We start from the raw sequence: 25466 nt of genomic DNA, 5'->3' as shown, positions 1-25466 counted from the left end.
GCCGGGCCGCCCGGACCACCGTCGCCCCGGATCACATGTGCCGGTTCGCGTAGTGGTCCTCGATGAGCTGGATGTAGGCGGCGTCCTTCTCGTGCCTGCCGCTCTCGAAGTCAGGCGAGTCCTTGACCTCCGCCTTGGTGCAGGAGACATGGACGGTCTCGTCGTCCGTATCGATACGGGACACCAGTCCGGCCGGGAGCAGTACACGCCTGCCCAGGATCCACGGCCCGGTGTCCACCACCAGGTAGGAACGCTCCACTTCTTCGGTGTGCTTGTCGACCTTGCCGATCGCCCCGTCGGTCGCCTCGACCTGATAGCCGACGAGCTGCGCCCCCGGCACGAACTGCGCGGTCTCGGGATAGCCCCAGATGTCGGCGCCCATGGCGGTCCCCTCTCTGTTCTGTGAACTGCCCCCGGGTCGGTGGGAACGTACCCGGCCGATCTCATGCCATACACGCACCTCTGTCGGTCCGGGGGCAGGGGCGGCCGCGGTCAGCGCGCCGTGAGGACCACCCAGACCTGGCCGGGGGCGAAGTTCAGCGGCTGCCCGGCGGGCGTGGTGAAGGTGGTGCCGCTCGCCGCCGTGGGCCGGCTCCACCGGGCGTCGTGGCTCTTGCCGTCGCGCAGCACCAGCGCGGTGCCGGAGCCCACGGTCTCGGTGTAGGGGGAGACGCTGCCCCAGCGGTCCTTGAACCGCGAGGGGTGGATGTCGACGTTCTGCACCACGACGGTCGGGGCACCCAGCTGTCCGCCGTCCGTGGTGCGGGCGGCGGCACCGTCCATGACCACCAGCCAGCGCTTCTGCGTGTCCGACCAGTTGAAGGTGAACCGCGCCGCGGGGTAGCGCACCGTGTGCTCGTTCACCTGTCTGCCGCCCGCGGGGGCTGCGCCGAACCGGAATCCGATGTCCCCGGCCGTGTCCGCGTCCGGCGCGGCGGCCAGGGCACGCGCGGGAAGCAGATAGAGATTGTGCGGGGCCGCCCGGCCGAGGTCGCGGACGTACGCCTGTGGGGCGTCCCCGTGCGGGAGGGCGACCAGCGGAGCGGCCTCGATCAGCGGTCGCAGTGCGGACTGCGAACCGGAGTAGGCCAGAGCCGGGCGGCCGAACTGCCGCAGCAGGTCGATGTCCGTTTCGCGGGCGCTGCGCACCGGTCCCACCGTCTCCGGCAGCCGGGACGAGAAGATGGCGAGTATGCGGCTCTGGCCGCTTTCGACCTGTTCGATGTAGACGATGTCGGCGGCGCCGAGCCCGGTGTGCGGCCGTGCGGGGCCCACGTTGTCGATCTTTACGGCGAGCACCGGACCTGATCGGGCCGGAAGCCCGGTGAAATAGGACGCTCCGTGGCGTGCCGGGTGGGAGGGGGTTCTCGGCTCGGGCCGTGAATTCGAGCATCCGAAGAGGCCGGCCGCCGCCACCGCGGAAACCACCGCAATGACGACTGCACCGGCAGGTCCCGGCTTGCGCTTCGCACCCATAGACCTGGCTCCTGACCACCAGTGGACCACGACAATCGGTGTCGCGACAGAGCCGGGCCGAGGCGGTGCGCCGGATGCGGAACGGCGCGGGCCGACACCGGGCCCGGCGCGACCTGACGAGGTCTCACGAAGGTCGCGGCCCGGCCGTCACAGGTCCGGTCGCACGGGCGGCGTCGCTCGTACCCGCCCCGCCGAAGTCAGGGATTCGTTCGCCCCGGGCCCGCCGGGTCCGGCCCGAAGCGGCGTGGGTGAGGGGTCATCCAGAGAGGACCGGTGCCCAGGGACGCTTCCGGTTTCGGCCGGATCGTCGTCCCGGGCACGGGCCGCAGGTGCCAGCGCGTGCCGATGGCGGCGAGAGCCAGGGTCGCCTCGGCCATGCCGAAGGCCTCACCCATGCATTTGCGGCCGCCTGCGCCGAAAGGCACCATCGCCCCACGCGGCACCGATGCGGCCCGCTCGGGAAGCCAGCGGTCGGGGTCGAAGCGACCGGGGTCGGGGAAGAGGCCGGGAGAGCGGCCGAGGATGTACGGGCTGTAGAGGACGATCGCGCCAGGCTTCAGCCTTTCCCCGGCGAGTTCCGTCTCGACGGTGACCATCCGGCTGAGCAGCCAGGCGGGCGGGTAGAGGCGAAGGGTTTCGGTGACGACGCGTCGGGCGTGGCCCAGGGCGGGCAGGTCGGCGAACGCGGGCAGCCGGCCCTCGAGTACGCGGTCGGCTTCGTTGTGCAACTGCCGCTCGGCCTCGGGATGTCGGCTCAGCAGGTGCAGACTCCAGGCGACGACGCTCGCGGTGGTCTCGGTACCGGCGATCAGCAGGGTCATGACCTGGTCGCGGAGGTCGTCATCGGTGAAGCGGTCACCGCTCGCCTCGTCCCGGGCACCGACCAGGGTCGACAGCAGGTCTCCCTTGTCCGCCCCCGAGCACCGGCAGTCCTGGACCGTTTCGTCGATGACGGCGTGCAGCCTCTTGCGTGCCTGCTCGAATCCCCTGTTCTCGGCGGTGGGCAGGAGCTCCAGGAAACCGGCCGGCGCGGTCATCCGCCGGTATATGCCCCGAAGGATGATGGGCAGACAACGCTGTACGTCGGCCACCGCCCGAGCGCTGATCGTGGTGGAGAACAGGGTGCGTGTGGTGACCCGGACCGTCAGCGCGTGCAGCGCGGCGCCGAGGTCGATGGCACGGCCTTCCTGCCACGAACTCAGCACGGCGTCTATCTCTTCGCACATCATGGCGACGTACGACGCCGTCCGACCGGGGTGGAAGGCGGGCTGCACCAGTGGGCGCTGCAACCGGTGTTCGGCCCAGGCGGAGCTGAACAGGCCGTTGCCGACAAGGGGGCGGACCTTGTCGAACAGCGGGCCTCCCTTGTCGTAGGTGCGCGGGTCCAGCAGGATCTGCCGTACGAGCTCGGGGTGGCACGCCATGTAGGCGCGCTGGGGGCCGAGACGGATCTCGACCAGGTCGCCGTGCGCGGGCAGGCCGGCCAGGAACTCCAGCGGACGGCGCCGCAGAGGGATCGCGTGGCCGAGAACGGGGAGCCGGCCGGGGGCGCTGCCCTTCCTCGACGGCGCGGCCGTGCCGGTCGCCGTGTGGCGGGTGCTCGACCGTATGCGTGCAGTCTCTGCCACTCTTCAGCTCCTCGTCATCGACGGTGTCGTCGCCTGCGGCCTGCTGCTCTCGGTACCGGTATCGGTGTGGGGTCGTGCCCTGAACCGGGTGACGGGAGCGGTGAGGCTGATCCAGCCCGAGGTGGAGCCGTCCCAGACGTAGCCGTCGCCGAAGTACCGGGGTGTCAGGTACTCGAACTCCGCACTGCCACCGATCAGGTGGTCCAGACCGTTCAGATACGCGCGGATGTCCGCGCGCTTTCCGTGGCGACCGTTCAGCATCTCGTCCCGGGCCGCGATGTAGGCCCTCTCATGGTGATCGACCAGCTCCCGGAGCCGGTCGACGCACTGCTGCAGACCGAGTCCCTCGCGCTCGATCAGCACACGGGCGACGGTCATCTTGTCGTTCTGGGCATGCTCCTTGCGCCACGAGAGCAGGTCGTTGACCGTGATCATCTGTCGCATGCAGTGTGTGTGCACGTCCGCGAGCAGCCGATCGCGTCCGGTCATGTCGACGCCCGCCGCGTATTCGGTCATCAACCGGATGAAGTCGCAGCCGAAGCTGTCCAGACGCACGCTCATACACGTCTCGTAGTCCGGCACCTGCTCCGTGAGCTTGAATCGGATCTCGGTGACGCACCCGCGCAGAAACGCTTCGAGAGCACCGGCGAACCGCCGAATCTGATGAGGAGAGAGCCCCGGGCTGATACGGCGCCACAGCTCCTTGCCCGCCGTGCCGTAGGGGAAGTCCTCTCTCCCGCCTCCGTCACCGTGGAAGTCGTCCATGATGTCGGCGAACATGTCGCGGGCACCGGCCTCATCGGCTCCCAGCGCCGAGCGGTCCGAGACGAAGCTGTCGATGACGGTGACGTACTGGTACCAGTCGGCAACATTGAGCGCCCGCTGCTCGTCGGTGTACGGCACGGTCAGTGGTCCGTACAGCCCGTTCCGCTGACGCAGGAAGGACAACAGGTCCTCCTCGTTCGCGAAGCAGTCGGCGAGGTGGCTGCGCACCCAGCCGTTCGACCGGAACTCGATCTGCGTTGCCTTGGGGTGGTAGGCCACCGGCAGCAACCGAGGCAGCTCGGGCAGGAAGAATTCGGTCATGACGTCCTCACGGAAGCAGCGTGGGCGAGTTGGCGCAGTACGTCGATCGCCGCCTCGGGGAAGGGGGCGTGGTCGAGTGCTTTCATCGCTCGCCGGCAGCGACGGGCGATCATCCGCTCCACCGCGCAGCGGGCCCCGGTGGCTTCGAGAACGGCACGAACGGAATCGGCCTGCTCCTCGGTCAGGTCGGGGCGTCCCACCAGAGCACGCAGAAGCCGGCGTTGTGCGGGATTTGCCCGTACGACGGCCAGGGCCATCAGGACCGTGCACTTGCCGTCGCGGAAGTCGTCGGTACTGGGTTTGCCCGTCGCCGTGGGGTCCCCGAATCCGCCCAGGAGGTCGTCCCGGAGCTGGAACGCTTCTCCTGGGGGAAGGGCGTAGGCGGTGCAGGCGTCCAGGACAGCGGTGCCGCAGCCTGCCAGCGCGCCACCGAGATGCAGCGGGCGTTCGACCGTGCACTTGGCGGTCTTGAAGCGACTCACCGTCAGGGCACGGGCGATATCGCCGCTCGGTATTCCGGTACCCAGCAGGTCGAGGTACTGGCCGAACATGACCTCGGTACGCATGGCGTCCACCACGACATGGGCCGCGCGCCGTTGGACGGGGGCCAGGTCCGCCGTGTGGAGCAACTCGTCGGACCAGCTCAGTGCGAGGTCGCCGAGCAGGATGGCGGCGTTGATGCCGAACCGGTCGGGGCCCTGGGGACCTTTGCGGCTTCGATGACGGTCGGCCAGGGCCACGTGAACGCTTCGACGCCCCCTGCGCGTGTCACTGTCGTCCATGACGTCGTCGTGAATGAGGGCGAACGTGTGGAACAGATCCAGGGACGCCGCGGCCTGCAACACCGGCTCCGGGGTTCCGCGGCCCTGGGCGGCGTACCAGCCGCACACGCACATCACCGGCCGTATGCGCTTGCCGCCCACGAACAGGAATCCGCGTAACGCCTTGATGGGTTCCCTGAGTTGGGCAGGAGCCGAGAGGCTCTTCGCCGCCAGGAACTCCACGAGCACGGAGTCGACCGCGCGCCGGATCTCCATCAGGTCCGGCACGGCATGAGTGGGTGCAACCACGGTGTGGCCCCCCGCACCTGCCACATCAGCGCGCATGGCCCCCTCCGAGGGAGCGAGACGAGGAAGCAAGAGCGAGCACATCAGGGTGGGGAGCGTGCACTCCCCGCTCGTACGCCCTTGATGCTTCACCTCTCCACGCCGCGCGAAACCAGCGGTGCAACCCCTCACGCATGATGTGGTGCACGGCACCGAACGCTCGGGCCACCATGCGCCGTTGACTACGCAGACGGTGCTCCGCTATACGGCTCGTGCCGCACCACCTCCAGGCGGCGCGGTCGCAGCCCCGCCGCGACGAGTTCGTCACGCGCCCGCGCCGCGACACCCCCGGCCCCGCACTGACCGGCCAGGTCCACACCACGGTGCAGGGGCTCGGCGGCTTGCGAGAGGAGTCCGGCACGGCGCAGCGCGGTGCCGAGCTCGACCAGAGCGCCCGCGAGTTCGTACGACGACGGCGCCAACTCCAGCGTGGCGACAGCACGCCGCAGCAGAGCGATCCCTTCGGGCCCGTCCGTCAGCCGGGCGAGCACACACAGCGCCTTCCCCACTGCCGTTGCCGTACCGAAACGCTCGGCGCGGCGCAGCGCCTCCCGCGCCAGTTCCAGCGCCCCCTCAGCATCCGTCGTCCGGGTGGCCAGAGCGAGATGAGGCAGCCACGGGCACCAGGCGGGGTTGCGCATACCGCGCAGATCGAGGCGGCGGCCGACGGCGGCCAGCCCTTCGGCGGCCTCCTTGTCCCTGCCCTGTGTCAACAGCAGTTCGCCGTGGACGGTCTCGGCGTCGGGAAGCGTCACTGCCGAGGGGAAAGGCTTGTGGAACCGACGGCGGCCCGCCAGCTCCTGGGCGGCCGCGGTCTCCCCGCGGGCCATCAGGATCTCCATGAGGCTCGCCATCGCGTACCACTGCGCGTGGACGCCCGCGGGCCCCAGACGGTCGGCGAGCTGCAGCCCGGCGCGTACGAAGTCCTCGGCGTCGGTGAGCTGGCCTTTCCAGAACCGGATGTAACCGAGCAGGCTGTAGCCGAGAGAGAGGTGCACCCCGCGCCAGCCCTGCTGTTCGTACTCCGTGATGCCTTCGGCGTACAGCTCCTCGGCCCGGTCCGGGCGGTCGCAGTACAGGAAGGTGAGGGCCACCAGCGACGGAACTTCGAAGCCCCACTGCTCGTCCGTCCAGCGCATCCCGTCCGGGCCCAGCGCGCGCTCCGCGAACTCCAGTGCTGTCGCCACCGGTTCGCCGCGCACCACCGCGTCCCATGCGCGCAGTCCGTAGAGATAGCGCTCGGTCTGGCTCTGGCCGGACAGCCGCTGCGTGAGGTGGCTGAGCCGGCGAGACAGGGCCGGGGCCTCCCGGTCGTCGGAGGTGAACGCCGACAGCATGAAGTGCTCCATGAGCATGCGCAGGCGTACGCGGGAGTCCGTGGCGATACGGACCTCCTCCATCGCCACCTCAGCGGCCTCGGCGAGCCGGTCGCAGTGCGACAGCGCCCGCCCGAGGCGGATGACGATGCTCTGCCGCAGTTCCGGCGGCAGAGCCGGCTCGTCCAAGGCGGCACGCAAGTGGTTCACCGTCACCGCCGGATCGTGCAGCAGCGCCGGGGAGCCGAGTTCGTGCAGCACCCTGGCCCGCAGCCGGGCAGGGGGAGGCTCGCGCAGCGCACGGCTCAGACAGCGCCGGGCGGCATCAGGGGCACCGCGGCGCACATACTCCTGGGCCGCTTCGCGCAGTTGCTCCGCCACCCAGGCGTCGCCCTCCGGCTGTGTCTCCAGCAGATGGCGCGCCGCCACGGCCGGACCCTCGCCCGCTTCGACGAGGTCCCAGGCAGCCTTGCCGTGCAGTGCCACCCTCATCGCGGGCGGGATGGCCCGGTAGACCGCTGTCGCGATCAGCGGATGGACGAACTCCGGTTTCAGGCCGTAGGTCAGAATACGCTCGGTCCGCAGCACGTCCGCCGCCTCCGCGGACTCGGCCGGTCCCAGCGCCGCCAGCGATGCCGCCAGGCTGAAGGTCGCCTCCGAGCCGAGGACGGCCACGGCCCACGCGAGGCGCACCGCGATCGTGCCCAGCTGCTCGAGCCGGTCCACCAGGCCGCCGCCTTTGGTCTCCGCCCCGAGGTCGCGCAACGCGCAGGCGTTGTCCTTCCTGGGGGCCAGCCGGCGATCGCGTACCTTCGCCACCAGCTCGACCGTCTCGAAGGGATTGCCGCCGGTGACCAGCCACGCTTCACGGCAGAAGTCGTCGTCGGCCTCCGTACCCAGCGCCTCGCGCATCAGATCGGCGACTGCGGTCGGTGTCAGCGGTGCCAGGTCCAGCGGGCCCACCTGGTTGCGCGCGACCATGTCGCTGAACGCCGCGGCCCCATCGGACATTTCTTCCGGACGGTACCCGACGACCACGAGAACAGGCAGATCCTCGACCCGTGCGGCGAACGAGGTCAGCCAGGCCATGGACTCGGCGTCCGCCCAGTGGGCGTCGTCGACGCCCAGGACCAAGGGGCCACGTCTTACCGCCACATGAGTGACCACCCAGTCCAGACCGTCCCGCACACCTTGGGGGTCCGGTACCGCGCCTTTCGCCGCGGGACACAGGCCGACACAGGGACCGACGATGCCGTACCAGTCGCCCAGCACCTCCCGGCGCTCGCTCTCGGAGTAGGAGGCCAGCAGTGGCTGGAGCAGCTGCCGCACGACATGGAAGGCCAGATTCCGCTCCTGCTCGCCGCCTTTCGCGATGAGCACCGCGCAGTCCCGCTCGGCCGCACGGCGACGCACCTCCTCCAGCAGGGTCGTCTTGCCCGCTCCCGCCGGCCCCGTGAAGGCCAGTAATCCACCGCGGCGTACGGAGGGGATCACCGCACCCCTCGCCGAGCGGCCGCTCACGGCGTCCAACGCCGCCTTGACAACGACCAGCTCGGCATCTCGCTCAAGGGTCCTCGGAACGATCCGCCGGTCCCGCTCGTGCGACCCCTCGAGCGGCCCCTCGTCCGGTGCCCGGCCTTCGGCTCGCTGCGTCTCCGACCGATCAGCGACCACCCGTTCCCCTCCCGACACGGCGAGCATGCCCGCCGGCGAACCTGCTCGTGACGCAGACTATCCGCCGAATGGCCGTCAGCGAGAGGGCGGCGGCACAGATACACCCCGATGAGTGGACGAGCCCCTACACTGTCCCGCTCCTGCGGCGCGTTGACTCCCATGGATGCGGCGGATCCCTCCGACATCGATGTCGGTCACGGACGGATCAGTACCGGTCGCCCTGCGCAGGCACCTGACGAGCTATCAGTAAAGTCGGCATTGAGTCAACATGAGTCCGATCAGAAGTGGTTACAGGTGGCGAGACCTCCCCCTACACTGACTCTCTCCGCACGCCCTGTGACCTGGCAGAACGCGGCCCCAGAGCCGAACCGGTACCGTTGGGAGCGATCCGTGTTCTACTACGTGCTCAAGTACGTCCTTCTGGGGCCGCTGTTGCGGTTGCTCTTCCGCCCCAGGATCGAGGGACTCGAGCACATCCCGGCCGAGGGCGCGGCCATCGTCGCCGGCAACCACCTGTCCTTCTCGGACCACTTCCTGATGCCGGCGATCATCAAGCGGCGCATCACCTTCCTCGCCAAGGCCGAGTACTTCACCGGGCCCGGTGTCAGGGGCCGGCTGACGGCGGCGTTCTTCCGCAGTGCCGGGCAGATCCCGGTGGACCGTTCCGGCAAGGAGGCCGGCCAGGCCGCCATCCGCGAGGGGCTGGGGGTGCTGGGCAAGGGCGAGCTGCTGGGCGTCTACCCGGAGGGCACCCGCTCCCACGACGGCCGGCTGTACAAGGGCAAGGTCGGCGTCGCGGTCATGGCGATCAGGGCCGGGGTGCCGGTGGTGCCGTGCGCGATGGTGGGAACCTTCGAGATCCAGCCCCCGGGACAGGTGATCCCGAAGATCAAACGGGTCACGGTGCGGTTCGGTGAGCCGCTGGACTTCTCGCGGTACGCGGGCCTGGAGAACGAGAAGGCGGCCATCCGGGCGGTCACCGACGAGATCATGTACGCCATTCTCGAACTGTCCGGCCAGGAGTACGTGGACCGCTACGCGGCGGTGGTGAAGGCCGAGGAGCAGGAACAGCAGCAGAGCCGGAAGAGGTTCCCGCGCAGGCGCAGCTGACAGCGTATCCGTGCTCGGCGAACGAGTCCGGTCCGTCCCTTCCCGGCCTCGTAGCGTGCGGTGGATGATCAAAAGACGTGTGTTCGTACTCGGAGCGACAGGGCAGGTGGGACGGGCAGCGGTCGGCGCGCTCGCGGCGGACGGATGGGGGGTGCGGGCGGCCTCCCTCGGTGGCGGCCGGGACGAGGGCCGGCCCGAGGATGTGCGGGCGGTCCGGGTCGACCGCGAGGAGGACGGGGCGCTGGCCGAGGCGCTCGGCGACGGCTGTGATGTGCTCGTCGACATGGTGGCGTACGACCAGAGCCACGGACGTCAGTTGCGCGGGCTCACGGACCGGATCGGTTCGGCTGTCGTGATGTCCAGCTGAGCCGTGTACGAGGACGATCGGGGCCGCGGCTTCGACACCCAGGGCGAGCCGGACGGCGTCGTGCGCTATCCGGTGCCGATCCCCGAGGCGCAGCGGACCGTGGTGCCCGGTGAGGCGACGTACAGCAGCTGGCACAGCAGTACGCCCCGCCCGGCGATCTGTTCGGCTACGCGGACGAGGACGCGTGGCTCGCGGAGCAGGGGCGCACGGTGAGGTGACCGCCAGGACGAAGGAGGGGCGGCCGGAACCGGCCGCCCCTCCCTGACGCCGGATGCTACGGCTTGGGCGTGGCGTGCGGGGTGCACGTCACGTCGCCGCTGTCCAGCGTGCCGTCGAGCAGGTAGGCGTCCACCCGCTCGTTGATGCACGGGTTGACCAGGCCGGTCACACCGTGCGAACCGGCGTCCTTCTCGGTGATCAGACGCGAGCCCTTGAGCCGCTTGTGCAGCTCGACAGCGCCATCGAACGGAGTGGCGGCATCACGGGCGGACTGCACGATGAGCACCGGCGGCAGGCCCTTGCCGGTCCGCACCTCCACCGGCGTCCGCTGCTTCGCGGACCAGGTGGCGCACGGCAGGTTCATCCAGGCGTTGGCCCACGTCATGAACGGATGGTCCTTGTGCAGCCGGGTGTTGTCCCGGTCCCACTTCTTCCAGCTGGCGGGCCACTTGGCGTCGGCGCACTCGACTGCCGTGTAGACGGCGTTGCCGTTCTCCGCGGAGATGTTGCCCGCGGTGTCGGACAGGTCGGGCCCCGCGGCGTCGACGAGGGCCTGGGTGTCACCGGCGAGGTACTTGCTCCAGGTCTGTGCGGTGGGCACCCAGGCGGAGTCGTAGTACGGGGCGCTCTGGAAGAACCCGATGAGTTCGGCCGGGCCGACGACCCCGCCGAGCGGGCTCTTCTTCGCGGTCTCCCGCAGCTTCACCCACTGCTGCTCGACCTTCTCCGGCGTGTCCCCGATGTGGAAGGTGGCGTCGTTCTTGGCGACCCAGGCCTTCCAGTCGTCCCAGCGCATCTGGAAGGCGACGTCCTGGTCAAGATTGGCCTGGTACCAGATCTTCTCGCGCGACGGGTTGACCACGCTGTCGACGATCATCCGGCGGACGTGGCCGGGGAACAGCGTCGCGTAGACCGCGCCGAGGTAGGTGCCGTAGGAGACGCCGAGGAAGTTGAGCTTCTTCTCACCGAGGGCGGCCCGGATGACATCCAGGTCGCGCACGGTGTTCGGGGTCGTCATGTGCGGCAGCATCCAGCCGCTGCGCTCGGCGCACCCGTCCGCGTACTCGGCGGCGAGCTTGCGCTGCGCGCGCTTGTCGGCCTCGCTGTCGGGCACCGGGTCGAGCTTCGGCGCCTTGACGAACTCCTGCGGATCCATGCAGGAGATAGGCGTGGAGTGGCCGACACCGCGCGGGTCGAAGCCGACGAAGTCGTATGCCTTCGCGGTCTTGGCCCACAGCGGGTTCTTGTTGGTGACCCGCGCGGGGAAGCGCATACCGGAGCCGCCGGGGCCGCCCGGGTTGTAGATCAGGGCACCCTGGCGTTCTTCCTTGGTGCCGGTGTTGCCGATGCGGTCGACGGCTATCTTGATCTGCTTGCCGTACGGCCGGGCATAGTCGAGCGGAACGCTCACCGAGCCGCACTGGATGGGCTTGGCGAGCCCCCAGTCGTCGGGACAGTCCGCCCAGTCGATGCCCTTCTTGGCGGCCCGCTCGGCGGCGACCTGAACGCCGCGTGCTTCGGACCAACCGTGGTAGCGGCTTTCGGCGTTCGCCGCCGGAGCGGCGATCGCGCCCGCTATGAGGGTGCCCGCGACCAGAGTGCCGGCCGAGCCGAGCACTGCTGTGCGTCTCACGTAGAACCTCCCCCTGCTGTTGTCGAGTTGTCCCGGGGATCCTTTCGTGGGCAGGGCAGCGGGGAACAGGCCGTACTGGTGTTCTTTACCGAACCAATAACCGGTGTGTCACGTCCCGCTCAGCGGTGCAGCTCGCCGAGCGCCTCGTCCAGGAGGGCGCGCAGCGCCCGCGCGTCCGCGGCCACGGCGGTGACCAGAACTCCCGGTCCGGCAAGGGGAGTCAGCACCGCACTCGTGCCCAGCAGCCGCGCGGGGACCGGCTTCTGGGCGTATTGCGGGTCAACGACGAGGAGTTGGCCGACAGCACGGTGTCCGGCGAGTACGGCGGGCCCGTCCCAGCCTGCGGGTGCGCCCGGTCCGCAGACCTGCTCGCTGTCCAGCAGGAGGCGTCCCGCGCGGCGCACGGAAAGGCGGGTGGCCAGGGTGCCCGGCTCCTCGCCGTGGCGGCCGAGGATCTGCTCCTCGCGCAGCACCAGCCGTGCCGTTGAGGCCAGTTCGACCCGCGTACGCATCCGCAGCTCGCTGCCGCGCGCCGCGATGAGCTGCTCCGGCATCCATTGCAGTGCGGCACCCTCCCCCACGGTCAGCGTCACGTCGTAGTGCGCCGGTTCCCCGGTGCGGCCGGGCAGTGCGATCGTCGCGGCGGCCGAGTCCACGGTGAGCCGCGCGCCCTCGGTCACAGCGGCCTGGATCGCGAGCCGGTCACCGCCGAGCGGCGCGCTCATCGCGCCGACGACGGTGACCCGCAGGCCGGCACCCGTCGAGCGGGTGCGGCGCAGTGCGATCGGTCCTTCTCCGGCCAGGACGGGCAGGCCGGCCGGAGTGGCGACGATACGGGCCGTGGCCCGGACGCTCATGCGGTCCAGTCGGCGAGCCGGGCACGTACCCAGTCGGCGACCGGTCCGACGCCCTCGTCGCTCGTCAAGGAGGTGAAGGCGACGGGGAGTGCGCCGCGCTGTTCCTCGGCGTCGCGGGCCATACGTGCGAGATCGGAGCCGACGTACGGCGCCAGATCGGTTTTGTTGATCACCAGCAGATCGGCAGTGGTGACGCCGGGGCCGCCCTTGCGCGGAATGTCGTCGCCGCCGGCGACATCGATGACGAAGATCTGGGCGTCGACAAGCCCCTTGGAGAAGGTGGCGGTGAGGTTGTCGCCGCCGGACTCGACGAGGATCAGATCGAGCGGGCCGACACCGTCCTCGAGGTCCTCGACGGCTTCGAGGTTGGCGGAGATGTCGTCGCGGATGGCGGTGTGCGGGCAGGCCCCGGTCTCGACCGCCTGGATGCGCTCGGGCGGCAGTACGGCGTTGCGGAGCAGGAACTCCGCGTCCTCGCGGGTGTAGATGTCATTGGTGACGACCGCGATGGACAGCTTGTCGCGCAGGGCTCTGCACAGGGCCGCGACAGTGGCGGTCTTGCCGGAGCCGACCGGTCCGCCGAGGCCGATGCGCAGGGCACGCCGACTGCCGTCGGGGCGCGCGGCGTCGGCGCCGACCGCCGCGGTGGCGGTGTCATGGCTGTGGTCGAGATGCATGGTGCGGCTCCTTGGTGCGGGGTTCTAGGAGGCGAACAGGCGTACGGGCCAGGTCGCGTGCTGCTCGGCCGTGATGTCGAGCAGCGGCGCCGATACGGCGGGCAGCGCGTCGACACCCTCGCGCGCGGCAGCGGCGGCGCGCCCGGCGACGTCGTCCATCTCGGGGGCGAGGCGGGCGAGGACGGCGGTGGCCTCGAACGGGTCAAGGCTCAGCAGCCGCACCGCGGCCGTGGCCGGACCGCTGACCGTCTCGTACGCCACACAGTGCGCGGCGTCCTCGGGCTCGAGACCGGCTGCGCGGGCGGCGGTCCCGAGCACGATCGGCTGATGCGTGCCGCGGGGGAACGCCGCGGCGAGCGCGGCGAGTTCGGCGCACGGCCAGGCGGCCCGGGCGGCACGCATCATCTGTCGCCCGAGCCTGCGCGCGACGGCGCGCAGGGCGGGCGAGGGCGTACGGGCGTCGGCGGCCTCGTCGAGTTCGACGGGGTCGTGCCCGAGGGCAGCCGCAGCGGCGAGTGAGGCGGAGGTGAGGCCGCTGGTGTGCAGGCGCCCCTGGCAGAACGCCGCGAGATCGCGGGCGTCCTTGATGCGGCCTGCCTTGACGGCCGCCTCGGCGCCGCCGGAGTGGGCGTGCCCTCCGGCGGGGAAGCGCCCGTCCGCCAGGACGAGCAGCGCGGCGCGGCTCATGGTCGCCGCCCACGGGCCGGTCGCGCAGCCGGGCCGTCCCCTGGCCCGGGCCGCCCGCGGGTCCCCCTGCGCGCGTCCATCAGAACAGGAAGTACCGCTGGGCCATGGGAAGTTCCACAGCGGGCGCGGGCTCGACGGCCTCGCCGTCGATCGTCACGGTGAAGGTGTCGGCGTCCACCTCGACCCGCGGCAACGCGTCGTTCTCGCGCATGTCCGCCTTGGTGACCCGTCGCGTACTGGTGATCGGCACGAACTTCTTCGCCAGACCGAGGCGTTCGGGCAGATCGTCCTCGATCGCCGCCTCGGCCACGAAGTTGAACGAGCTGCGCGCCGCGGCGGTCCCCAGCGCACCGAACATCGGCCGTGGCAGCACGGGCTGCGGCGTGGGGATCGAGGCATTCGCGTCGCCCATCTGTGCGTACGCGATCTGCCCGCCCTTGATGACGAGCTGCGGCTTGACGCCGAAGAAGGCGGGCTCCCACAGGACGAGGTCGGCGAGTTTGCCTGTCTCGACCGAGCCGATCTCCCGGTCGAGCCCCTGGGCGACCGCCGGGTTGATCGTGTATTTGGCGACATAGCGACGTGCCCGGTGGTTGTCGGCCCGGCCGTCGCCGGGCAGCGCGCCCCGGCGCTTCTTCATCACATGCGCCGTCTGCCAGGTACGCATGATCACCTCGCCGATGCGCCCCATCGCCTGGGAGTCGGAGGAGATGATCGAGATCGCACCGAGGTCGTGCAGGATGTCCTCGGCCGCGATGGTGGAGGGCCGGATCCGGGACTCCGCGAAGGCGAGATCCTCCGGCACGGCCGGGTTGAGGTGGTGGCAGACCATCAGCATGTCGAGGTGTTCCTCGATGGTGTTGACGGTGTGCGGCCGGGTCGGGTTGGTGGAGCTGGGCAGGACGTAGGGCTCCGAGACCACGGTGATGATGTCCGGTGCGTGCCCGCCGCCCGCGCCCTCGGTGTGGTAGGCGTGGATGGTGCGTCCCGCGATTGCGGCGAGGGTGTCTGCGACGAATCCGGCCTCGTTCAAGGTGTCCGTGTGGACGGCGAGTTGGGCGCCGGTCTCGTCGCAGACGCTCAGACAGGCGTCGATGACCGCGGGCGTGGCGCCCCAGTCTTCGTGGATCTTGAAACCGAGCGCCCCGCCGCGCAGCTGGGAGTGCATGGCCTCGCGGGACATGGTGTTGCCCTTGCCCAGCAGGCCGATGTTGACCGGGAAGGTCTCCAGTGCCTCGAACATCCGGGCAAGGTGCCAGGGGCCGGGGGTGATGGTGGTGGCCTTGGTGCCCTCGGCCGGGCCGGTGCCGCCGCCGACCAGGGTGGTGACGCCGGTGGCGAGCGCCTGGTCCACGAGGGTCGGTGAGATGAAGTGGACGTGCGCGTCGATCGCACCCGCGGTGACGATCTTCCCGTTGCCCGCGATGACTTCGGTCTCGGGGCCGATGACCAGAGCGGGGTGGACCCCGTCCATGGTGTCGGGGTTGCCGGCCTTGCCGATGCCGTTGATGCGTCCGTCGCGGATGCCGATGTCGGCCTTGACGATGCCCCAGTGGTCGATGATCACGACGCCGGTGATCACGGTGTCGGGCGCGCCTTCGGCCCGGGTCGTGCGGGACTGGCCCATCGACTCGCGGATCACCTTGCCGCCGCCGAACACCGCCTCGTCGCCCGCGCGTCCGGGTCCGCCCGAGCGGTCGTCCTCGATCTCGACGAGGAGGTCGGTGTCGGCGAGCCGTATCCGGTCACCGGTGGTGGGCCCGAAGAGATCCGCGTACACGGGGCGGCTGAGCTCAGCCATCGAGGGTACCTCCGCTCTCGCCGCGCAGGCCGGGGACCACCCGGCGGCCCGCGAGGGGTACGAGTTCGACCTCGACAGGAATGCCGGGCTCGAAGCGCACGGCGGTGCCCGCCGCGATGTTCAGCCGCTTGCCGTGGGCGGCGGCGCGGTCGAAGTCCAGACCGGGGTTGGCCTCGGCGAAGTGGTAGTGGGAGCCGACCTGGACGGGCCGGTCGGCGGCATTGACGACGGTGAGGGAGGTGGTCTCGCGGCCTTCGTTGAGCGGGACCGTCCCCTCCGCGAAGAGGATCTCTCCGGGAATCATCGGCGGTGCTCCCCTCAGACGATCGGGTCGTGGACGGTGACGAGCTTGGTCCCGTCGGGGAAGGTGGCCTCGACCTGAACGTCGTGGATCATCTCGGGGACGCCCTCCATGACGTCGGCGCGGCCGAGCACCGTGCGCCCGGAGTTCATGAGGTCGGCGACCGAGCGGCCGTCGCGCGCGCCCTCGAGGATGTGCGAGGTGATCAGGGCGACGGCTTCGGGGTGGTTCAGCTTCACCCCGCGCGCCCGGCGCTTCTCCGCCACATCGGCAGCCACATGGATGAGAAGTCGTTCCTGTTCGTGCGGGGAGAGTTGCACGCGTCCACCTCACTGTCGTCCTGCCCGGGCCGTCCGGGTGCAGCGGGGCCCTGACCCGGTCAACGCTCTGCCGACCGGGTCGCGGGCATCCCACGACCAGGGGTTGAACGTTAGGACGCGAGTTTTTCCTGCGCGTTAACTGATCTTGGGATCTTGCATGGACATCAGGGCCCGCAGACCGTCCTCGATGACTTCGACACTCGCGTCGCCGAACAGCGCCTGCTGGGCGATGAACCCCTGAGCGGTGGCGATGAGGGTGCGGGCCACATGGTCGGCCGGCACGTCCGCGTCCATCAGGCCGCCCGCGCGGTAGGCGTCGACGAGCTTCGCCCAGGCCAGCCGCATTCCCGCGTACCCCTCGCCCAATGTGGCGGCGAGGCGTTCGTTGCGCAGGGTCTCGGTCCACACCTGCACGATCAGCCGGGCGAAGGCCTGCCGGTCGCCACCGGGCACCTCCTCGATGAGCATGCGGCGCAGCACCCTGCCGAGGAGTACGTCGGGGGTCGGCGGCGGGGTGTGACGGGCCGCCTCCTCGAAGGCGGCGCGGATCCCGCTGAACGCCTCGTCCGCGATGGCCTCGATCAGCTCCTCCTTGCTGCGGAAGTAGCGGTAGACCGCCCCGGCCGACAGGCCCGCCTCACGCAGGATGTCCTGCATCGATGTGGCATGGAATCCGTTGCGGGCGAAGCAGCGGGAGGCGCCGTCGATGATCTGCCGACGGCGTGCGTCGAGATGTTCCTGGGATACGCGAGCCATGTCCCGAATTTAAAACGAACATTCATTCTTGACAACCTCCCACTCCGGCGCGACAGTGGGAAGGCAATAAAACGAACGATCCTTCTCTTTACGTGGAGACATCATGTCCACTGCGCCAACCCGCCGCATGGTCGCTGTGATGGTCCTGGTTCCGGTCGTGGTGGCGCTGGCCCTGTGGGCCTTCGCCTGGCCGGCGGCCCGCATCGCACCGCGCGATCTGCCCATCGGCGTCGCCGGGCCGGCCGCCGCGGCCACCGAGCTGGAGCATCGGTTCGAGCAGCGGGCAGGAGCCTTCGACGTCCACCGCTACGACGACGAGGCCGCCGCCCGCGCCGCGGTCGAGGACCGGGTCGTATACGGAGCGGTCGTGGCAACCCCCGAGGGCCCGCGGCTGCTGACCGCGTCGGCGGCGAGCCCTGTGGTCGCGCAGCTGCTCAAGGAGGCCGTGACCACGCAGGCACCGGCAGGCACGGCGGTGCCGGTCACGGATGTGGCCCCGACCCCCTCCGGCGACCCGCGCGGCAGCGCTCTGGCGGCGAGCGTCCTGCCACTCGCCCTCGCAGGCGTCGCTGCCGGAGCGATGGTGACCCTGCTGCGGCTGCGCGGCACACGGGCGGCCGTGGCCCTCGTCGCCACGGCGGCACTCGTCGGCATCACCGCCGTGACGCTGGCGGGCAGCTGGCTCGGGGTGCTCACCGGCGACTGGTGGGCCGAGGCCGGCGTACTGGCACTGACCGCCCTCGCCATCTCCGCGACCGTCGCCGGGTTCGGGGCCCTGATGGGCACGCGGGGCATCGCAGTCGGCGCACTGCTGATGGTGCTGATCGGCAACCCGTTCGCGGGTGCCGCGACAGCACCCGAACTGCTGCCCGAGCCGGCCGGGGCGATCGGCCAGTGGCTGCCGCCGGGTGCGGGCGCGACCGCGCTCCGCTCGGTCGCGTACTTCGACGGGAGCGGCGCCGGGGCCGAGCTGCTCACCTTGTCGGTCTGGGCGGCGCTCGGGCTCACCGCAGTCCTGCTCGGCGGCAGGCGCGCGGAACGGCCCGCCGCCCCGGAATCCGCTCAGGCCGCGCCCGTACCGGTCGGCTGACCGGCCGTCATGGACCGGCTGCGCGTCCCCGCTGTAGCGGACGGGGGCGCGCAGCCCTTTGCGCTGTGCGGAGGGTCTCGGGCAACGGGTCAGCCGTGCCGGTCGGGCCGGCGGTGCTCCGCCGCCAGACCGAAGCGCCCCTGTTCGCCGGAAGCGGACGTCATCGAGCCGAGCGAGGAGACCGAGCTGATCACCTGTTCCTCGTCCGCTTGCCGCTCACTCTCGAGTCGTTCCAGGTCAGCGGCGGAGACGAGCGCCACGAGCGGCTTGCCGTGCCGGGTCACGACGACACGCTCCCCGCCGTAGACGACGCGGTTGATCAGTTCGGCGAGCTCTGCGCGGGCTTGCGTCACCGGAATCTCGTAGGCCATGCTCCCATCATAACGGTCTGTACGTCCTGTACATTTTTTACAGAGAACGGGACATGACCCGGAGACGAGGAGAGCCACGCCGCCATGAACCGCCCTTCCGCCCGTTACGTCCTGCCGCAGTTCACGGAGCGCACGAGCAACGGCACGCGCACCCTCGACCCCTACTCGAAGCTCCTCGACGAGCGGATCATCTTTCTCGGCACCGAGGTCGACGACACCGCGGCGAACGATGTGATCGCCCAGTTCCTGCATCTCGAGTACGCGGCCCCGGACCGCGACATCGCGCTGTACATCAACTCCCCGGGCGGCTCGATGAGCGCCATGTCCGCGATCTACGACACGATGCAGGTCATCACCTGCGACGTGGAGACGTACTGCCTGGGCCGGGCCGCCTCGACCGCCGCCGTGCTGCTCGCCGCGGGCGCACCCGGCAAGCGGATGGCCCTGCCCGGTGCACGGATCGTCGTCCAGCAGCCCTCCTTCGAGGAGCCATTGCGCGGACAGCCGTCCGATCTGGAGATCCATGCCCAGGAATTGCTGCGGCTGCGCACCCAAGTCGCCGGGATGCTGGTGCGCCACACCGGGCAGCCCGCCGAGAGGATCACCGCCGACCTGGAGCGGGACAAGATCTTCAACGCCACGGAGGCCAGGGCGTACGGTCTGGTCGACCATGTCGTCGACAACCGCAAGACCTCGCTCTCCGGGCAGAGGTGAGTGGCACATGCCGCTGCCGGAACTGCCGCCGCTGCCCGCTCTGACCCGCGCAGAGGCCGACTTCGTCGACAGCTACCTCGCCGTGGTCGATCTGCTGGGGCGGATCAACCCTGCACGCTCCGCCCACACCTACGGGGCGCTGCGCGCGGCTCAGGCTCTGGTCGGCCGGGCCGCCGCTCTCAAGGAGGCCCTGACGCTGATGCATACGCGCGGCGAGAGCGAGGTTCACGCCGCGACGCTCGCCGAGGCTCTGCGGGTCCTCGACGGTGAGCGGAGGGCGAACCGGGTGACGATGCCACCTTCAGCCACGAGTTGACGGACTATCTGCTGCCGTCAACCGCCAACGGGGTACTGCCTCCAGTACCCCGTTCGGTGGACTCCGGACGAATTGAGCACCTGCTCAAGGAGTTGCGCAACACGACTACCGGTTTGGCGTAATTGACGGTTTCACCCCTGCACAGCGGGGGTTCGACGTCACGCAAAAGCGATCAAAACGGTACCGAATACCCAAATAGATCAGTCGTGATTAGCTTCACAATAGCCGTTTCAACTCGGAAAACGGACATGTGTGGGTCAGGATCCGTGAGACGACAAGCCCCCGCCACCTTGACGGGGCGGTCCGGGCGGACGCTGAGTCCTGCCGCCGCACCGGATGACTGGTCGACAGAAGTGCATCGGCAGGAGTGGAGGGCCCAGGCAGTACGGGGCGACCGTTTCCTTCGGTCGTCCCTTGGGGTTAAGCCGCTTTCAGCGGCCGGGCGTCTTCGCCGGTCCGAACCCGACAGGTCACCCTTCACAGGCGGCTGACGAAGGGTTGCGCATGACTGCGCAGATTGATCTCCCGCTCCTGCTGTCACGAGCGGGGGCCGTATCGGCACTGACTCTTGCCGTTGTCGGCGGCACACTTGTGGCACCCGGTGGCGCAGCTCCCGCCCAGGCGGTGACCACCCACGCCACCAGGGCACTCGAAGTGGCCGCGTCGAAGAGAGGAGCGCCTTACGGGTACGGCGCCACGGGCCCGCATCTGTTCGACTGCTCAGGGCTGACTCAGTACTCCTACAAGAAGGCGGGCAAACGACTGCCGCGTACCGCCCAGCAGCAGTACAACCGGACCCGCCGTATTTCCGCCGCGGAAAGACAACGCGGCGACCTGGTCTTCTTCCACTACGGCGGTCACGTCTACCACGTAGGGATCTACGCCGGCAGGGGCAGGATCTGGCACTCCCCCAAAACGGGTTCGGTGGTGCGGCGGGACAAGATCTGGTCGAGCAGCGTCCGGTACGGCCGCGTGCGCTGACACCACGACCGATACGGATCACGCTCCCCTGCACCAGTGCGGCAACGGCCGGACCGCGCGCACGGTACGGTGCACGCGCCACCCGTGACGCCTTCCACGGCACGGCCGTCGCAGCCCTCGACCTGCAACACCGGTTCGGCTGCCTGGTGAGTGATCTCGCCGGGCAGCCGCTGATCGGCAGCGCGCCCTCGCATCCTTCCTGCAGGGGCGGATGGCCCTCTGGCGCAGGCGGGGTGCGACGCCCGCCGCGGTGTGCAGGTCGCCGGGCCATGCGCTGGAGTGCGCCTGCTCCGGGGCCTCGGGGTGGCCGTGGTACCGGAGATGGTGGCGGCAATGGCCGCGACTCCGCTGGAGGTACGGCAGTTGGACCCCACCGCTTTGCGCCGGACGATCTCGCTCGTGCGCCGTGGTCCGGAATCGAGTGCCGCCGCGCAGTCGCTATAGGCCCTGCTGCGCGGCGTGTTCGGCCGGACCGGCCGACAGTCCGCGCAGGAGCACCCGGGCTCAGCTCTGTACCGGAACGCTCCAGGGCAGGGCGATCCACACGGTCTTTCCGCCGTCCGCGGTAGGAGTGATCGACAGCCTGCCACCGCACTCCGCGGTGAGGCTGCGGATGATGACCATGCCACGGCCGTTGTCCTGGCGGACCGCGGCGGGCAGCCGCTGCGGCCAGCGCGGATGACTGTCGGTGACTCCGATGCACAGTTGCTCGTCGCGCTCGAGCCGCAGGTCGACGGTGAAGGTGGGCGACTGCCCGAAGGTGTGCTGCACGGCATTGGTAGCCAGTTCGGAAACGATCAGGCGTACGGTGTCGGCTGCTTCGGCCTCGGTCGGCAGCCCCCACCCGGATACGACGCTCGTGACATATCTTCGGGCCACCGAGACCGAGGCGGGATCGCTCGGCAGAGTGACGGATGCTTCTTGGTGGTCTGCCATGGCGACGCTGTCCCTTTCCCACCGGGCCGGTCTCCGACTCGTAGCGGATGAAATGCGAGGACGGCCACGGATTGCGCTGCGCGTCAGACTGCCACTTATCGGGCGTCAGGGACGCCGATCCACCGAGATAGGCATTTATCTGTCGCTCGATGCGGTGAACTCTGCTACGGGAGAGCGTATTTGGGGCGGTGACACCGCCGCGCGTCAACGCATCGGCGCGGCCCGGACGATGGTCTCGACCGCTGCGCCGAGCTGCTGATCGGTGAGGTCGGCCCGGGCCGTGAGCCGGATCCGGGAGATTCCGTCCGGCACCGAGGGGGGACGGAAACACCCGACCACGAGCCCCGCCGCCCGGCAGTCGGCGGCCCACTGCAGCGCTGCCTCCGGTGAGGGCGCCTGGACCGAGACGACCGCGGCGTCCGGACGCGCGGAGATGAGTCCGGCATCGGTCAGCCGCCGGTGCAGCGTCGCCGCCACGTCTCGCGCCCGACCCGCGAGTGCGGGCTCCCGGCGCAGCAGCCGCAGGCTCGCGAGGGCAGCGCCCGCGGCGGCGGGGGCGAGGCCGGTGTCGAAGATGAACGTGCGGGCGGTGTTGACCAGATGGTCGATGACACGGGCCGGGCCGAGGACCGCGCCGCCCTGGCTGCCGAGCGACTTGGACAGCGTGAGCGTGGTGACGACACCTGGACGGCCTGCCAGGCCGACGGCGTCGAGGGCGCCGCGACCGCCGTCGCCGAGCACTCCGAGCCCGTGTGCGTCGTCGACGAGCAACGCTGCGCCGTGCTCACGGCAGGCGTCGGCAAGCGCCGGCAGCGGCGCGGCGTCGCCGTCCACCGAGAACACCGAGTCGGTGACAGCGAGGGCCCGGCGGCCCGGGTGCGCGTCGAGCGTCTTGCGTACGGCGTCCACATCGGTGTGCGGTACGACCGCGGTCTCGGCACGGGAGAGCCGGCAGCCGTCGACGATGGAGGCGTGGTTGCCCGCGTCGGAGACGATCAGCGCGTCGCGGCCGCTGAGCGCGGTCACGGCGGCGAGGTTGGCGGCGTAGCCGGAGGACAGCACGAGGGCTGCCTCGAATCCGCAGAAGGCCGCCAGTTCGCGTTCGAGCTCGGCGTGCAGTGCGGTGCTGCCGGTGACGAGCCGGGATCCGGTGGCCCCCGCGCCCCAGCGGCGGGCAGCCTCGGCCGCGGCCTCGGTGATCTCCGGGCGGCGGGTGAGACCCAGGTAGTCGTTGCTCGCCAGATCGAGCAGGCCGAAGTCGGCGGGGCGCGGCCGGAGCGTCCGTACGAGGCCCGCGCGCTCACGGCGGCGCGACTCGTCGTCGATCCAGTCGAAAGGATCCTGGGGCATGGTGGTCCGGTCCTTTTGTAGGCAGCGCACAGACCTTAACCGGGTGCGCTCGAGGAGTGGATGTGGCCATGCACACACCTCAAACAGACGCTGTTGTGGGGATCCTCCTTGGCCACGGCGTGTGCCGTACGTCAGGATCGACGCCATGGACCTGCTGAACGCACTGGTGGAGAAGGGGCTGCGGCGCGAGCTGCCGACCCGTGAAGAAGCGCTCGCCGTACTGGCGACCTCCGACGACGATCTGCTCGATGTGGTTGCCGCGGCCGGCAAGGTGCGCCGGCAGTGGTTCGGGCGGCGGGTGAAGCTCAACTATCTGGTCAACCTCAAGTCGGGTCTGTGCCCCGAGGACTGTTCGTACTGCTCGCAGCGGCTGGGATCCAAGGCGGAGATCCTCAAGTACACCTGGCTCAAGCCGGACGAGGCATCCGAGGCCGCGGCCGCCGGTGTGGCCGGTGGGGCCAAGCGGGTGTGCCTGGTGGCGAGCGGCCGCGGTCCGACGGACCGGGACGTGGACCGGGTCTCGAAGACGATCGAGGCGATCAAGGAGCAGAACGAGGGCGTGGAGGTCTGTGCGTGCCTCGGGCTGCTCTCCGACGGCCAGGCAGAGCGACTGCGCGACGCGGGCGCCGACGCGTACAACCACAACCTGAACACCTCGGAGGGGACGTACGGGGACATCACGACCACGCACACCTATGCGGACCGCGTGGACACGGTGAACAAGGCGCACGCCGCCGGTCTGTCGGCCTGTTCGGGTCTGATCGCCGGAATGGGCGAGAGCGACGAGGACCTCGTCGACGTCGTCTTCGCGCTGCGTGAACTGGACCCGGATTCGGTACCGGTGAACTTCCTGATCCCGTTCGAGGGCACCCCGCTCGCCAAGGAATGGAACCTCACACCACAGCGCGCCCTGCGCATTCTGGCGATGGTGCGGTTCGTCTGCCCGGACGTGGAGGTACGGCTCGCGGGCGGCCGCGAGGTGCATCTGCGCACGATGCAGCCGCTCGCCCTGCACCTGGTCAACTCGATCTTCCTCGGCGACTATCTGACCAGTGAGGGCCAGGCCGGCAAGGCCGACCTGGAGATGATCACGGACGCCGGTTTCGAGGTGGAGGGTACGGACACCTCGACCCTGCCCGAGCACCGGTCCGGTGGCGGCTGTGCCACGTCCGTGTGCGGCGACGGCGAAGGGGCGGGCGCGTGCTCGGGCGGTCCGGCCACTGCCGAGAAGGCTCCCGACGTCCAGGCGGCGCGCACCGACCTCGTGTCCGTACGCCGCCGTGGTGCCGGCACGGATCTCGCGCCCAATGCCTGAGCTGTCCCCCGCTGAACTGCTGTCCCTGGACCGGGCCCATGTCTGGCATCCGTACGGCCCGATGCCGGGCCGTACGGACCCGCTGGTCGTCGAGTCCGCGTCCGGGGTACGGCTGCGGCTCGCGGAACCCGCCCACGGTCAGCGCGAGTTGATCGACGGCATGTCGTCGTGGTGGTCGGCGATCCACGGCTACAACCACCCGGTTCTCAACGATGCGGCGCACGGCCAGCTGGGGCGGATGAGTCATGTGATGTTCGGCGGGCTCACGCATGAGCCCGCCGTACGGCTGGCCGCCCGGCTGGTGGAGATCACCCCCGAGCCCCTGCGGCACGTCTTCCTGTGCGACTCGGGCTCGGTGTCCGTCGAGGTGGCGGTGAAGATGTGCCTGCAGCACTGGCGATCGGTGGGACGGCCGGAGAAACGGCGGCTGCTGACCTGGCGCGGCGGGTACCACGGGGACACGTGGCAGCCGATGGCGGTGTGCGATCCCGAGGGAGGGATGCACGAGCTGTGGTCGGGTGTGCTGCCGCGTCAGATCTTCGCGGACGCGCCGCCGGCCGAGTACGAGGAGACGTACGCGGACGGGCTGCGCGCTCTGATCGCGCGGCATGCGCACGAGCTGGCCGCGGTGATCGTGGAGCCGGTGGTGCAGGGCGCGGGCGGTATGCGCTTCCACTCCCCCGAGTATCTGCGGGTGCTGCGGGCGGCGTGCGACGAGCACGGTGTGCTGCTCGTCTTCGACGAGATCGCCACCGGGTTCGGCCGCACGGGCGCGCTGTTCGCTGCGGAGCACGGTGGGGTCGCGCCCGATGTGATGTGTGTGGGCAAGGCGCTGACCGGCGGCTATCTCACGATGGCGGCGACGCTGTGCACCTCACGCGTGGCCGACGGAATCTCGCAGGGCGAGATCCCGGTACTGGCCCACGGACCGACGTTCATGGGCAACCCGCTGGCGTCGGCGGTGGCTTGCGCGTCGATCGACCTGCTGCTCGCCCAGGACTGGCAGCAGGAGATCAAGCGCCTGGAGACGGGCCTGCGGGACGGTCTGGCGGAGGCGGCCGGCCGGCCCGGGGTGAAGGATGTCCGGGTGCTCGGGGCGATCGGCGTGGTCCAGCTGGACCACGCGGTGGACATGGAGGCGGCCACGGCGGCGGCGGTACGCGAGGGCGTGTGGCTGCGGCCGTTCCGCGACCTGGTGTACACGATGCCGCCGTACGTGACGGGCGACGAGGATGTGGCCCGGGTGTGCAGGGCGGTGTGCGCGGCCGTGTCCGCGGGATGAGGGCGCGTGGGTGCGTCCCCACGGCGGGGCTCACCTGCCGGGCGCACCGCAGGCCACCGGCGGACGGGCTGCGCCTCGGGCACCCGGCGACACGACC

24 protein-coding genes, 1 pseudogene and 1 riboswitch are annotated in these 25466 nt (G+C 70.2%); of the genes and pseudogenes, 8 read left to right on the top strand and 17 right to left on the bottom strand.

Annotation, left to right across the window (positions count from 1 at the left end; all coding sequences use genetic code 11):
* Positions 1-31 precede the first annotated feature (31 nt).
* The 6 genes from ACFYWI_RS22260 to ACFYWI_RS22235 form a co-directional block, all read right to left on the bottom strand.
* Positions 32-382: a PRC-barrel domain containing protein gene (locus ACFYWI_RS22260; RefSeq protein WP_389235207.1), complete on the bottom strand. Its 351-nt coding sequence runs from the start codon at positions 380-382 to the stop codon at positions 32-34.
* A gap of 110 nt (positions 383-492) precedes the next feature.
* Complete coding sequence (locus ACFYWI_RS22255; RefSeq protein ID WP_389235204.1) at positions 493-1476, bottom strand: DUF3048 domain-containing protein; 984 nt, start codon at positions 1474-1476, stop codon at positions 493-495.
* Between the two features lie 197 nt (positions 1477-1673).
* On the bottom strand, positions 1674-3104 hold the full coding sequence (locus ACFYWI_RS22250) for a cytochrome P450 (RefSeq protein WP_389235201.1): 1431 nt from the start codon (positions 3102-3104) through the stop codon (positions 1674-1676).
* Between the two features lie 3 nt (positions 3105-3107).
* Entirely contained in the window at positions 3108-4190 is a 1083-nt protein-coding gene (locus tag ACFYWI_RS22245; protein ID WP_389235198.1) for a terpene synthase family protein, read from the bottom strand.
* Positions 4187-5260: a polyprenyl synthetase family protein gene (locus ACFYWI_RS22240; protein WP_389235195.1), complete on the bottom strand. Its 1074-nt coding sequence runs from the start codon at positions 5258-5260 to the stop codon at positions 4187-4189. Before ACFYWI_RS22240 ends, ACFYWI_RS22245 begins: the two co-directional genes overlap by 4 nt.
* A 218-nt stretch (positions 5261-5478) precedes the next feature.
* Positions 5479-8286 (bottom strand): ATP-binding protein, encoded by a 2808-nt coding sequence (locus tag ACFYWI_RS22235; RefSeq protein ID WP_389235192.1) that lies wholly within the window; start codon positions 8284-8286, stop codon positions 5479-5481.
* Between the two features lie 390 nt (positions 8287-8676).
* Between ACFYWI_RS22235 and ACFYWI_RS22230 the strand changes: the two genes are divergently transcribed.
* Together ACFYWI_RS22230 and ACFYWI_RS22225 are read left to right on the top strand one after the other, a co-directional pair.
* On the top strand, positions 8677-9396 hold the full coding sequence (locus ACFYWI_RS22230; protein ID WP_389235189.1) for a lysophospholipid acyltransferase family protein: 720 nt from the start codon (positions 8677-8679) through the stop codon (positions 9394-9396).
* A 64-nt stretch (positions 9397-9460) separates the two neighbouring features.
* A pseudogene (locus tag ACFYWI_RS22225) lies at positions 9461-9892 on the top strand (NAD-dependent epimerase/dehydratase family protein); the annotation flags it as partial.
* Positions 9893-10037: 145 nt separating this feature from the next.
* Here the strand turns inward: ACFYWI_RS22225 and ACFYWI_RS22220 are convergent.
* The 8 genes from ACFYWI_RS22220 to ACFYWI_RS22185 form a co-directional block, all read right to left on the bottom strand.
* Positions 10038-11615 (bottom strand): alpha/beta hydrolase, encoded by a 1578-nt coding sequence (locus ACFYWI_RS22220; protein ID WP_389235186.1) that lies wholly within the window; start codon positions 11613-11615, stop codon positions 10038-10040.
* Between the two features lie 119 nt (positions 11616-11734).
* Complete coding sequence (locus tag ACFYWI_RS22215; RefSeq protein WP_389235183.1) at positions 11735-12472, bottom strand: urease accessory protein UreD; 738 nt, start codon at positions 12470-12472, stop codon at positions 11735-11737.
* On the bottom strand, positions 12469-13149 hold the full coding sequence (ureG, locus tag ACFYWI_RS22210; protein ID WP_389235180.1) for an urease accessory protein UreG: 681 nt from the start codon (positions 13147-13149) through the stop codon (positions 12469-12471). Before ureG ends, ACFYWI_RS22215 begins: the two co-directional genes overlap by 4 nt.
* Positions 13150-13173: 24 nt before the next feature.
* Complete coding sequence (locus ACFYWI_RS22205) at positions 13174-13836, bottom strand: urease accessory protein UreF (RefSeq protein ID WP_389235177.1); 663 nt, start codon at positions 13834-13836, stop codon at positions 13174-13176.
* 79 nt (positions 13837-13915) lie between these two features.
* A complete protein-coding gene (locus ACFYWI_RS22200) occupies positions 13916-15637 on the bottom strand; it encodes an urease subunit alpha (RefSeq protein ID WP_389235174.1) in 1722 nt (573 codons plus the stop codon).
* The gene (locus ACFYWI_RS22195) at positions 15630-15941 is read right to left on the bottom strand and encodes an urease subunit beta (protein WP_389235171.1); all 312 of its coding nucleotides are present in this window, start codon (positions 15939-15941) and stop codon (positions 15630-15632) included. Before ACFYWI_RS22195 ends, ACFYWI_RS22200 begins: the two co-directional genes overlap by 8 nt.
* Before the next feature lie 14 nt (positions 15942-15955).
* Positions 15956-16258 carry an urease subunit gamma gene (locus ACFYWI_RS22190; protein ID WP_389235168.1) on the bottom strand — a complete coding sequence of 101 codons (303 nt, stop codon included), beginning with the start codon at positions 16256-16258 and terminating at the stop codon, positions 15956-15958.
* A gap of 135 nt (positions 16259-16393) precedes the next feature.
* Positions 16394-17014, bottom strand: coding sequence for a TetR/AcrR family transcriptional regulator (locus ACFYWI_RS22185; protein WP_389235165.1), 621 nt, complete (start codon positions 17012-17014; stop codon positions 16394-16396).
* A gap of 103 nt (positions 17015-17117) precedes the next feature.
* Here ACFYWI_RS22185 and ACFYWI_RS22180 point away from each other — a divergent pair, with 103 nt between their 5' ends.
* Positions 17118-18104: an ABC transporter permease gene (locus tag ACFYWI_RS22180; RefSeq protein ID WP_389235162.1), complete on the top strand. Its 987-nt coding sequence runs from the start codon at positions 17118-17120 to the stop codon at positions 18102-18104.
* Between the two features lie 89 nt (positions 18105-18193).
* Here ACFYWI_RS22180 and ACFYWI_RS22175 read toward each other — a convergent pair whose 3' ends face one another.
* Positions 18194-18475 carry a type II toxin-antitoxin system Phd/YefM family antitoxin gene (locus tag ACFYWI_RS22175; RefSeq protein ID WP_389235159.1) on the bottom strand — a complete coding sequence of 94 codons (282 nt, stop codon included), beginning with the start codon at positions 18473-18475 and terminating at the stop codon, positions 18194-18196.
* Between the two features lie 84 nt (positions 18476-18559).
* On the opposite strand from ACFYWI_RS22175, the gene ACFYWI_RS22170 reads away from it, so the two are divergent.
* From ACFYWI_RS22170 to ACFYWI_RS22160, 3 genes are all read left to right on the top strand, one after another.
* The gene (locus tag ACFYWI_RS22170; RefSeq protein ID WP_389235156.1) at positions 18560-19189 is read left to right on the top strand and encodes an ATP-dependent Clp protease proteolytic subunit; all 630 of its coding nucleotides are present in this window, start codon (positions 18560-18562) and stop codon (positions 19187-19189) included.
* Between the two features lie 7 nt (positions 19190-19196).
* On the top strand, positions 19197-19505 hold the full coding sequence (locus ACFYWI_RS22165; protein ID WP_389235153.1) for a hypothetical protein: 309 nt from the start codon (positions 19197-19199) through the stop codon (positions 19503-19505).
* 335 nt (positions 19506-19840) lie between these two features.
* A riboswitch (cyclic di-AMP (ydaO/yuaA leader) is annotated at positions 19841-20007 on the top strand.
* Positions 20008-20009: 2 nt separating this feature from the next.
* Positions 20010-20486 carry a C40 family peptidase gene (locus ACFYWI_RS22160; RefSeq protein ID WP_389235150.1) on the top strand — a complete coding sequence of 159 codons (477 nt, stop codon included), beginning with the start codon at positions 20010-20012 and terminating at the stop codon, positions 20484-20486.
* A 504-nt stretch (positions 20487-20990) separates the two neighbouring features.
* Here ACFYWI_RS22160 and ACFYWI_RS22155 read toward each other — a convergent pair.
* A complete protein-coding gene (locus tag ACFYWI_RS22155) occupies positions 20991-21422 on the bottom strand; it encodes an ATP-binding protein (protein WP_389235147.1) in 432 nt (143 codons plus the stop codon).
* Positions 21423-21626: 204 nt separating this feature from the next.
* The gene (locus tag ACFYWI_RS22150; RefSeq protein WP_389235143.1) at positions 21627-22772 is read right to left on the bottom strand and encodes an 8-amino-7-oxononanoate synthase; all 1146 of its coding nucleotides are present in this window, start codon (positions 22770-22772) and stop codon (positions 21627-21629) included.
* Between the two features lie 145 nt (positions 22773-22917).
* On the opposite strand from ACFYWI_RS22150, the gene bioB reads away from it, so the two are divergent.
* Entirely contained in the window at positions 22918-24087 is a 1170-nt protein-coding gene (gene bioB, locus ACFYWI_RS22145; RefSeq protein WP_389235140.1) for a biotin synthase BioB, read from the top strand.
* Positions 24080-25369 (top strand): adenosylmethionine--8-amino-7-oxononanoate transaminase, encoded by a 1290-nt coding sequence (locus ACFYWI_RS22140; protein ID WP_389235137.1) that lies wholly within the window; start codon positions 24080-24082, stop codon positions 25367-25369. The genes bioB and ACFYWI_RS22140 overlap by 8 nt, the downstream gene beginning before the upstream one ends.
* Positions 25370-25466: the final 97 nt, after the last annotated feature.

Origin of the sequence: Streptomyces sp. NPDC002889 (genome assembly GCF_042888425.1) — a bacterium.
GTDB lineage: Bacteria > Actinomycetota > Actinomycetes > Streptomycetales > Streptomycetaceae > Streptomyces.
This window is presented reverse-complemented; position numbering and strand designations above follow the sequence as displayed.

Bases quoted from the DNA above. Each gene is read 5' to 3' on its own strand.
- ACFYWI_RS22200 (WP_389235174.1), bottom strand. From the start codon at position 15,637: ATGGCTGAGCTCAGCCGCCCCGTGTACGCGGATCTCTTCGGGCCCACC.
- ACFYWI_RS22245 (WP_389235198.1), bottom strand. From the start codon at position 4,190: ATGACCGAATTCTTCCTGCCCGAGCTGCCTCGGTTGCTGCCGGTGGCC.
- ACFYWI_RS22260 (WP_389235207.1), bottom strand. From the start codon at position 382: ATGGGCGCCGACATCTGGGGCTATCCCGAGACCGCGCAGTTCGTGCCG.
- ACFYWI_RS22215 (WP_389235183.1), bottom strand. From the start codon at position 12,472: ATGAGCGTCCGGGCCACGGCCCGTATCGTCGCCACTCCGGCCGGCCTG.
- ACFYWI_RS22185 (WP_389235165.1), bottom strand. From the start codon at position 17,014: ATGGCTCGCGTATCCCAGGAACATCTCGACGCACGCCGTCGGCAGATC.
- bioB (WP_389235140.1), top strand. From the start codon at position 22,918: ATGGACCTGCTGAACGCACTGGTGGAGAAGGGGCTGCGGCGCGAGCTG.
- ACFYWI_RS22205 (WP_389235177.1), bottom strand. From the start codon at position 13,836: ATGAGCCGCGCCGCGCTGCTCGTCCTGGCGGACGGGCGCTTCCCCGCC.
- ACFYWI_RS22155 (WP_389235147.1), bottom strand. From the start codon at position 21,422: ATGGCAGACCACCAAGAAGCATCCGTCACTCTGCCGAGCGATCCCGCC.
- ACFYWI_RS22195 (WP_389235171.1), bottom strand. From the start codon at position 15,941: ATGATTCCCGGAGAGATCCTCTTCGCGGAGGGGACGGTCCCGCTCAAC.
- ACFYWI_RS22180 (WP_389235162.1), top strand. From the start codon at position 17,118: ATGTCCACTGCGCCAACCCGCCGCATGGTCGCTGTGATGGTCCTGGTT.
- ACFYWI_RS22170 (WP_389235156.1), top strand. From the start codon at position 18,560: ATGAACCGCCCTTCCGCCCGTTACGTCCTGCCGCAGTTCACGGAGCGC.
- ureG (WP_389235180.1), bottom strand. From the start codon at position 13,149: ATGCATCTCGACCACAGCCATGACACCGCCACCGCGGCGGTCGGCGCC.
- ACFYWI_RS22165 (WP_389235153.1), top strand. From the start codon at position 19,197: ATGCCGCTGCCGGAACTGCCGCCGCTGCCCGCTCTGACCCGCGCAGAG.
- ACFYWI_RS22150 (WP_389235143.1), bottom strand. From the start codon at position 22,772: ATGCCCCAGGATCCTTTCGACTGGATCGACGACGAGTCGCGCCGCCGT.
- ACFYWI_RS22175 (WP_389235159.1), bottom strand. From the start codon at position 18,475: ATGGCCTACGAGATTCCGGTGACGCAAGCCCGCGCAGAGCTCGCCGAA.
- ACFYWI_RS22255 (WP_389235204.1), bottom strand. From the start codon at position 1,476: ATGGGTGCGAAGCGCAAGCCGGGACCTGCCGGTGCAGTCGTCATTGCG.
- ACFYWI_RS22160 (WP_389235150.1), top strand. From the start codon at position 20,010: ATGACTGCGCAGATTGATCTCCCGCTCCTGCTGTCACGAGCGGGGGCC.
- ACFYWI_RS22140 (WP_389235137.1), top strand. From the start codon at position 24,080: ATGCCTGAGCTGTCCCCCGCTGAACTGCTGTCCCTGGACCGGGCCCAT.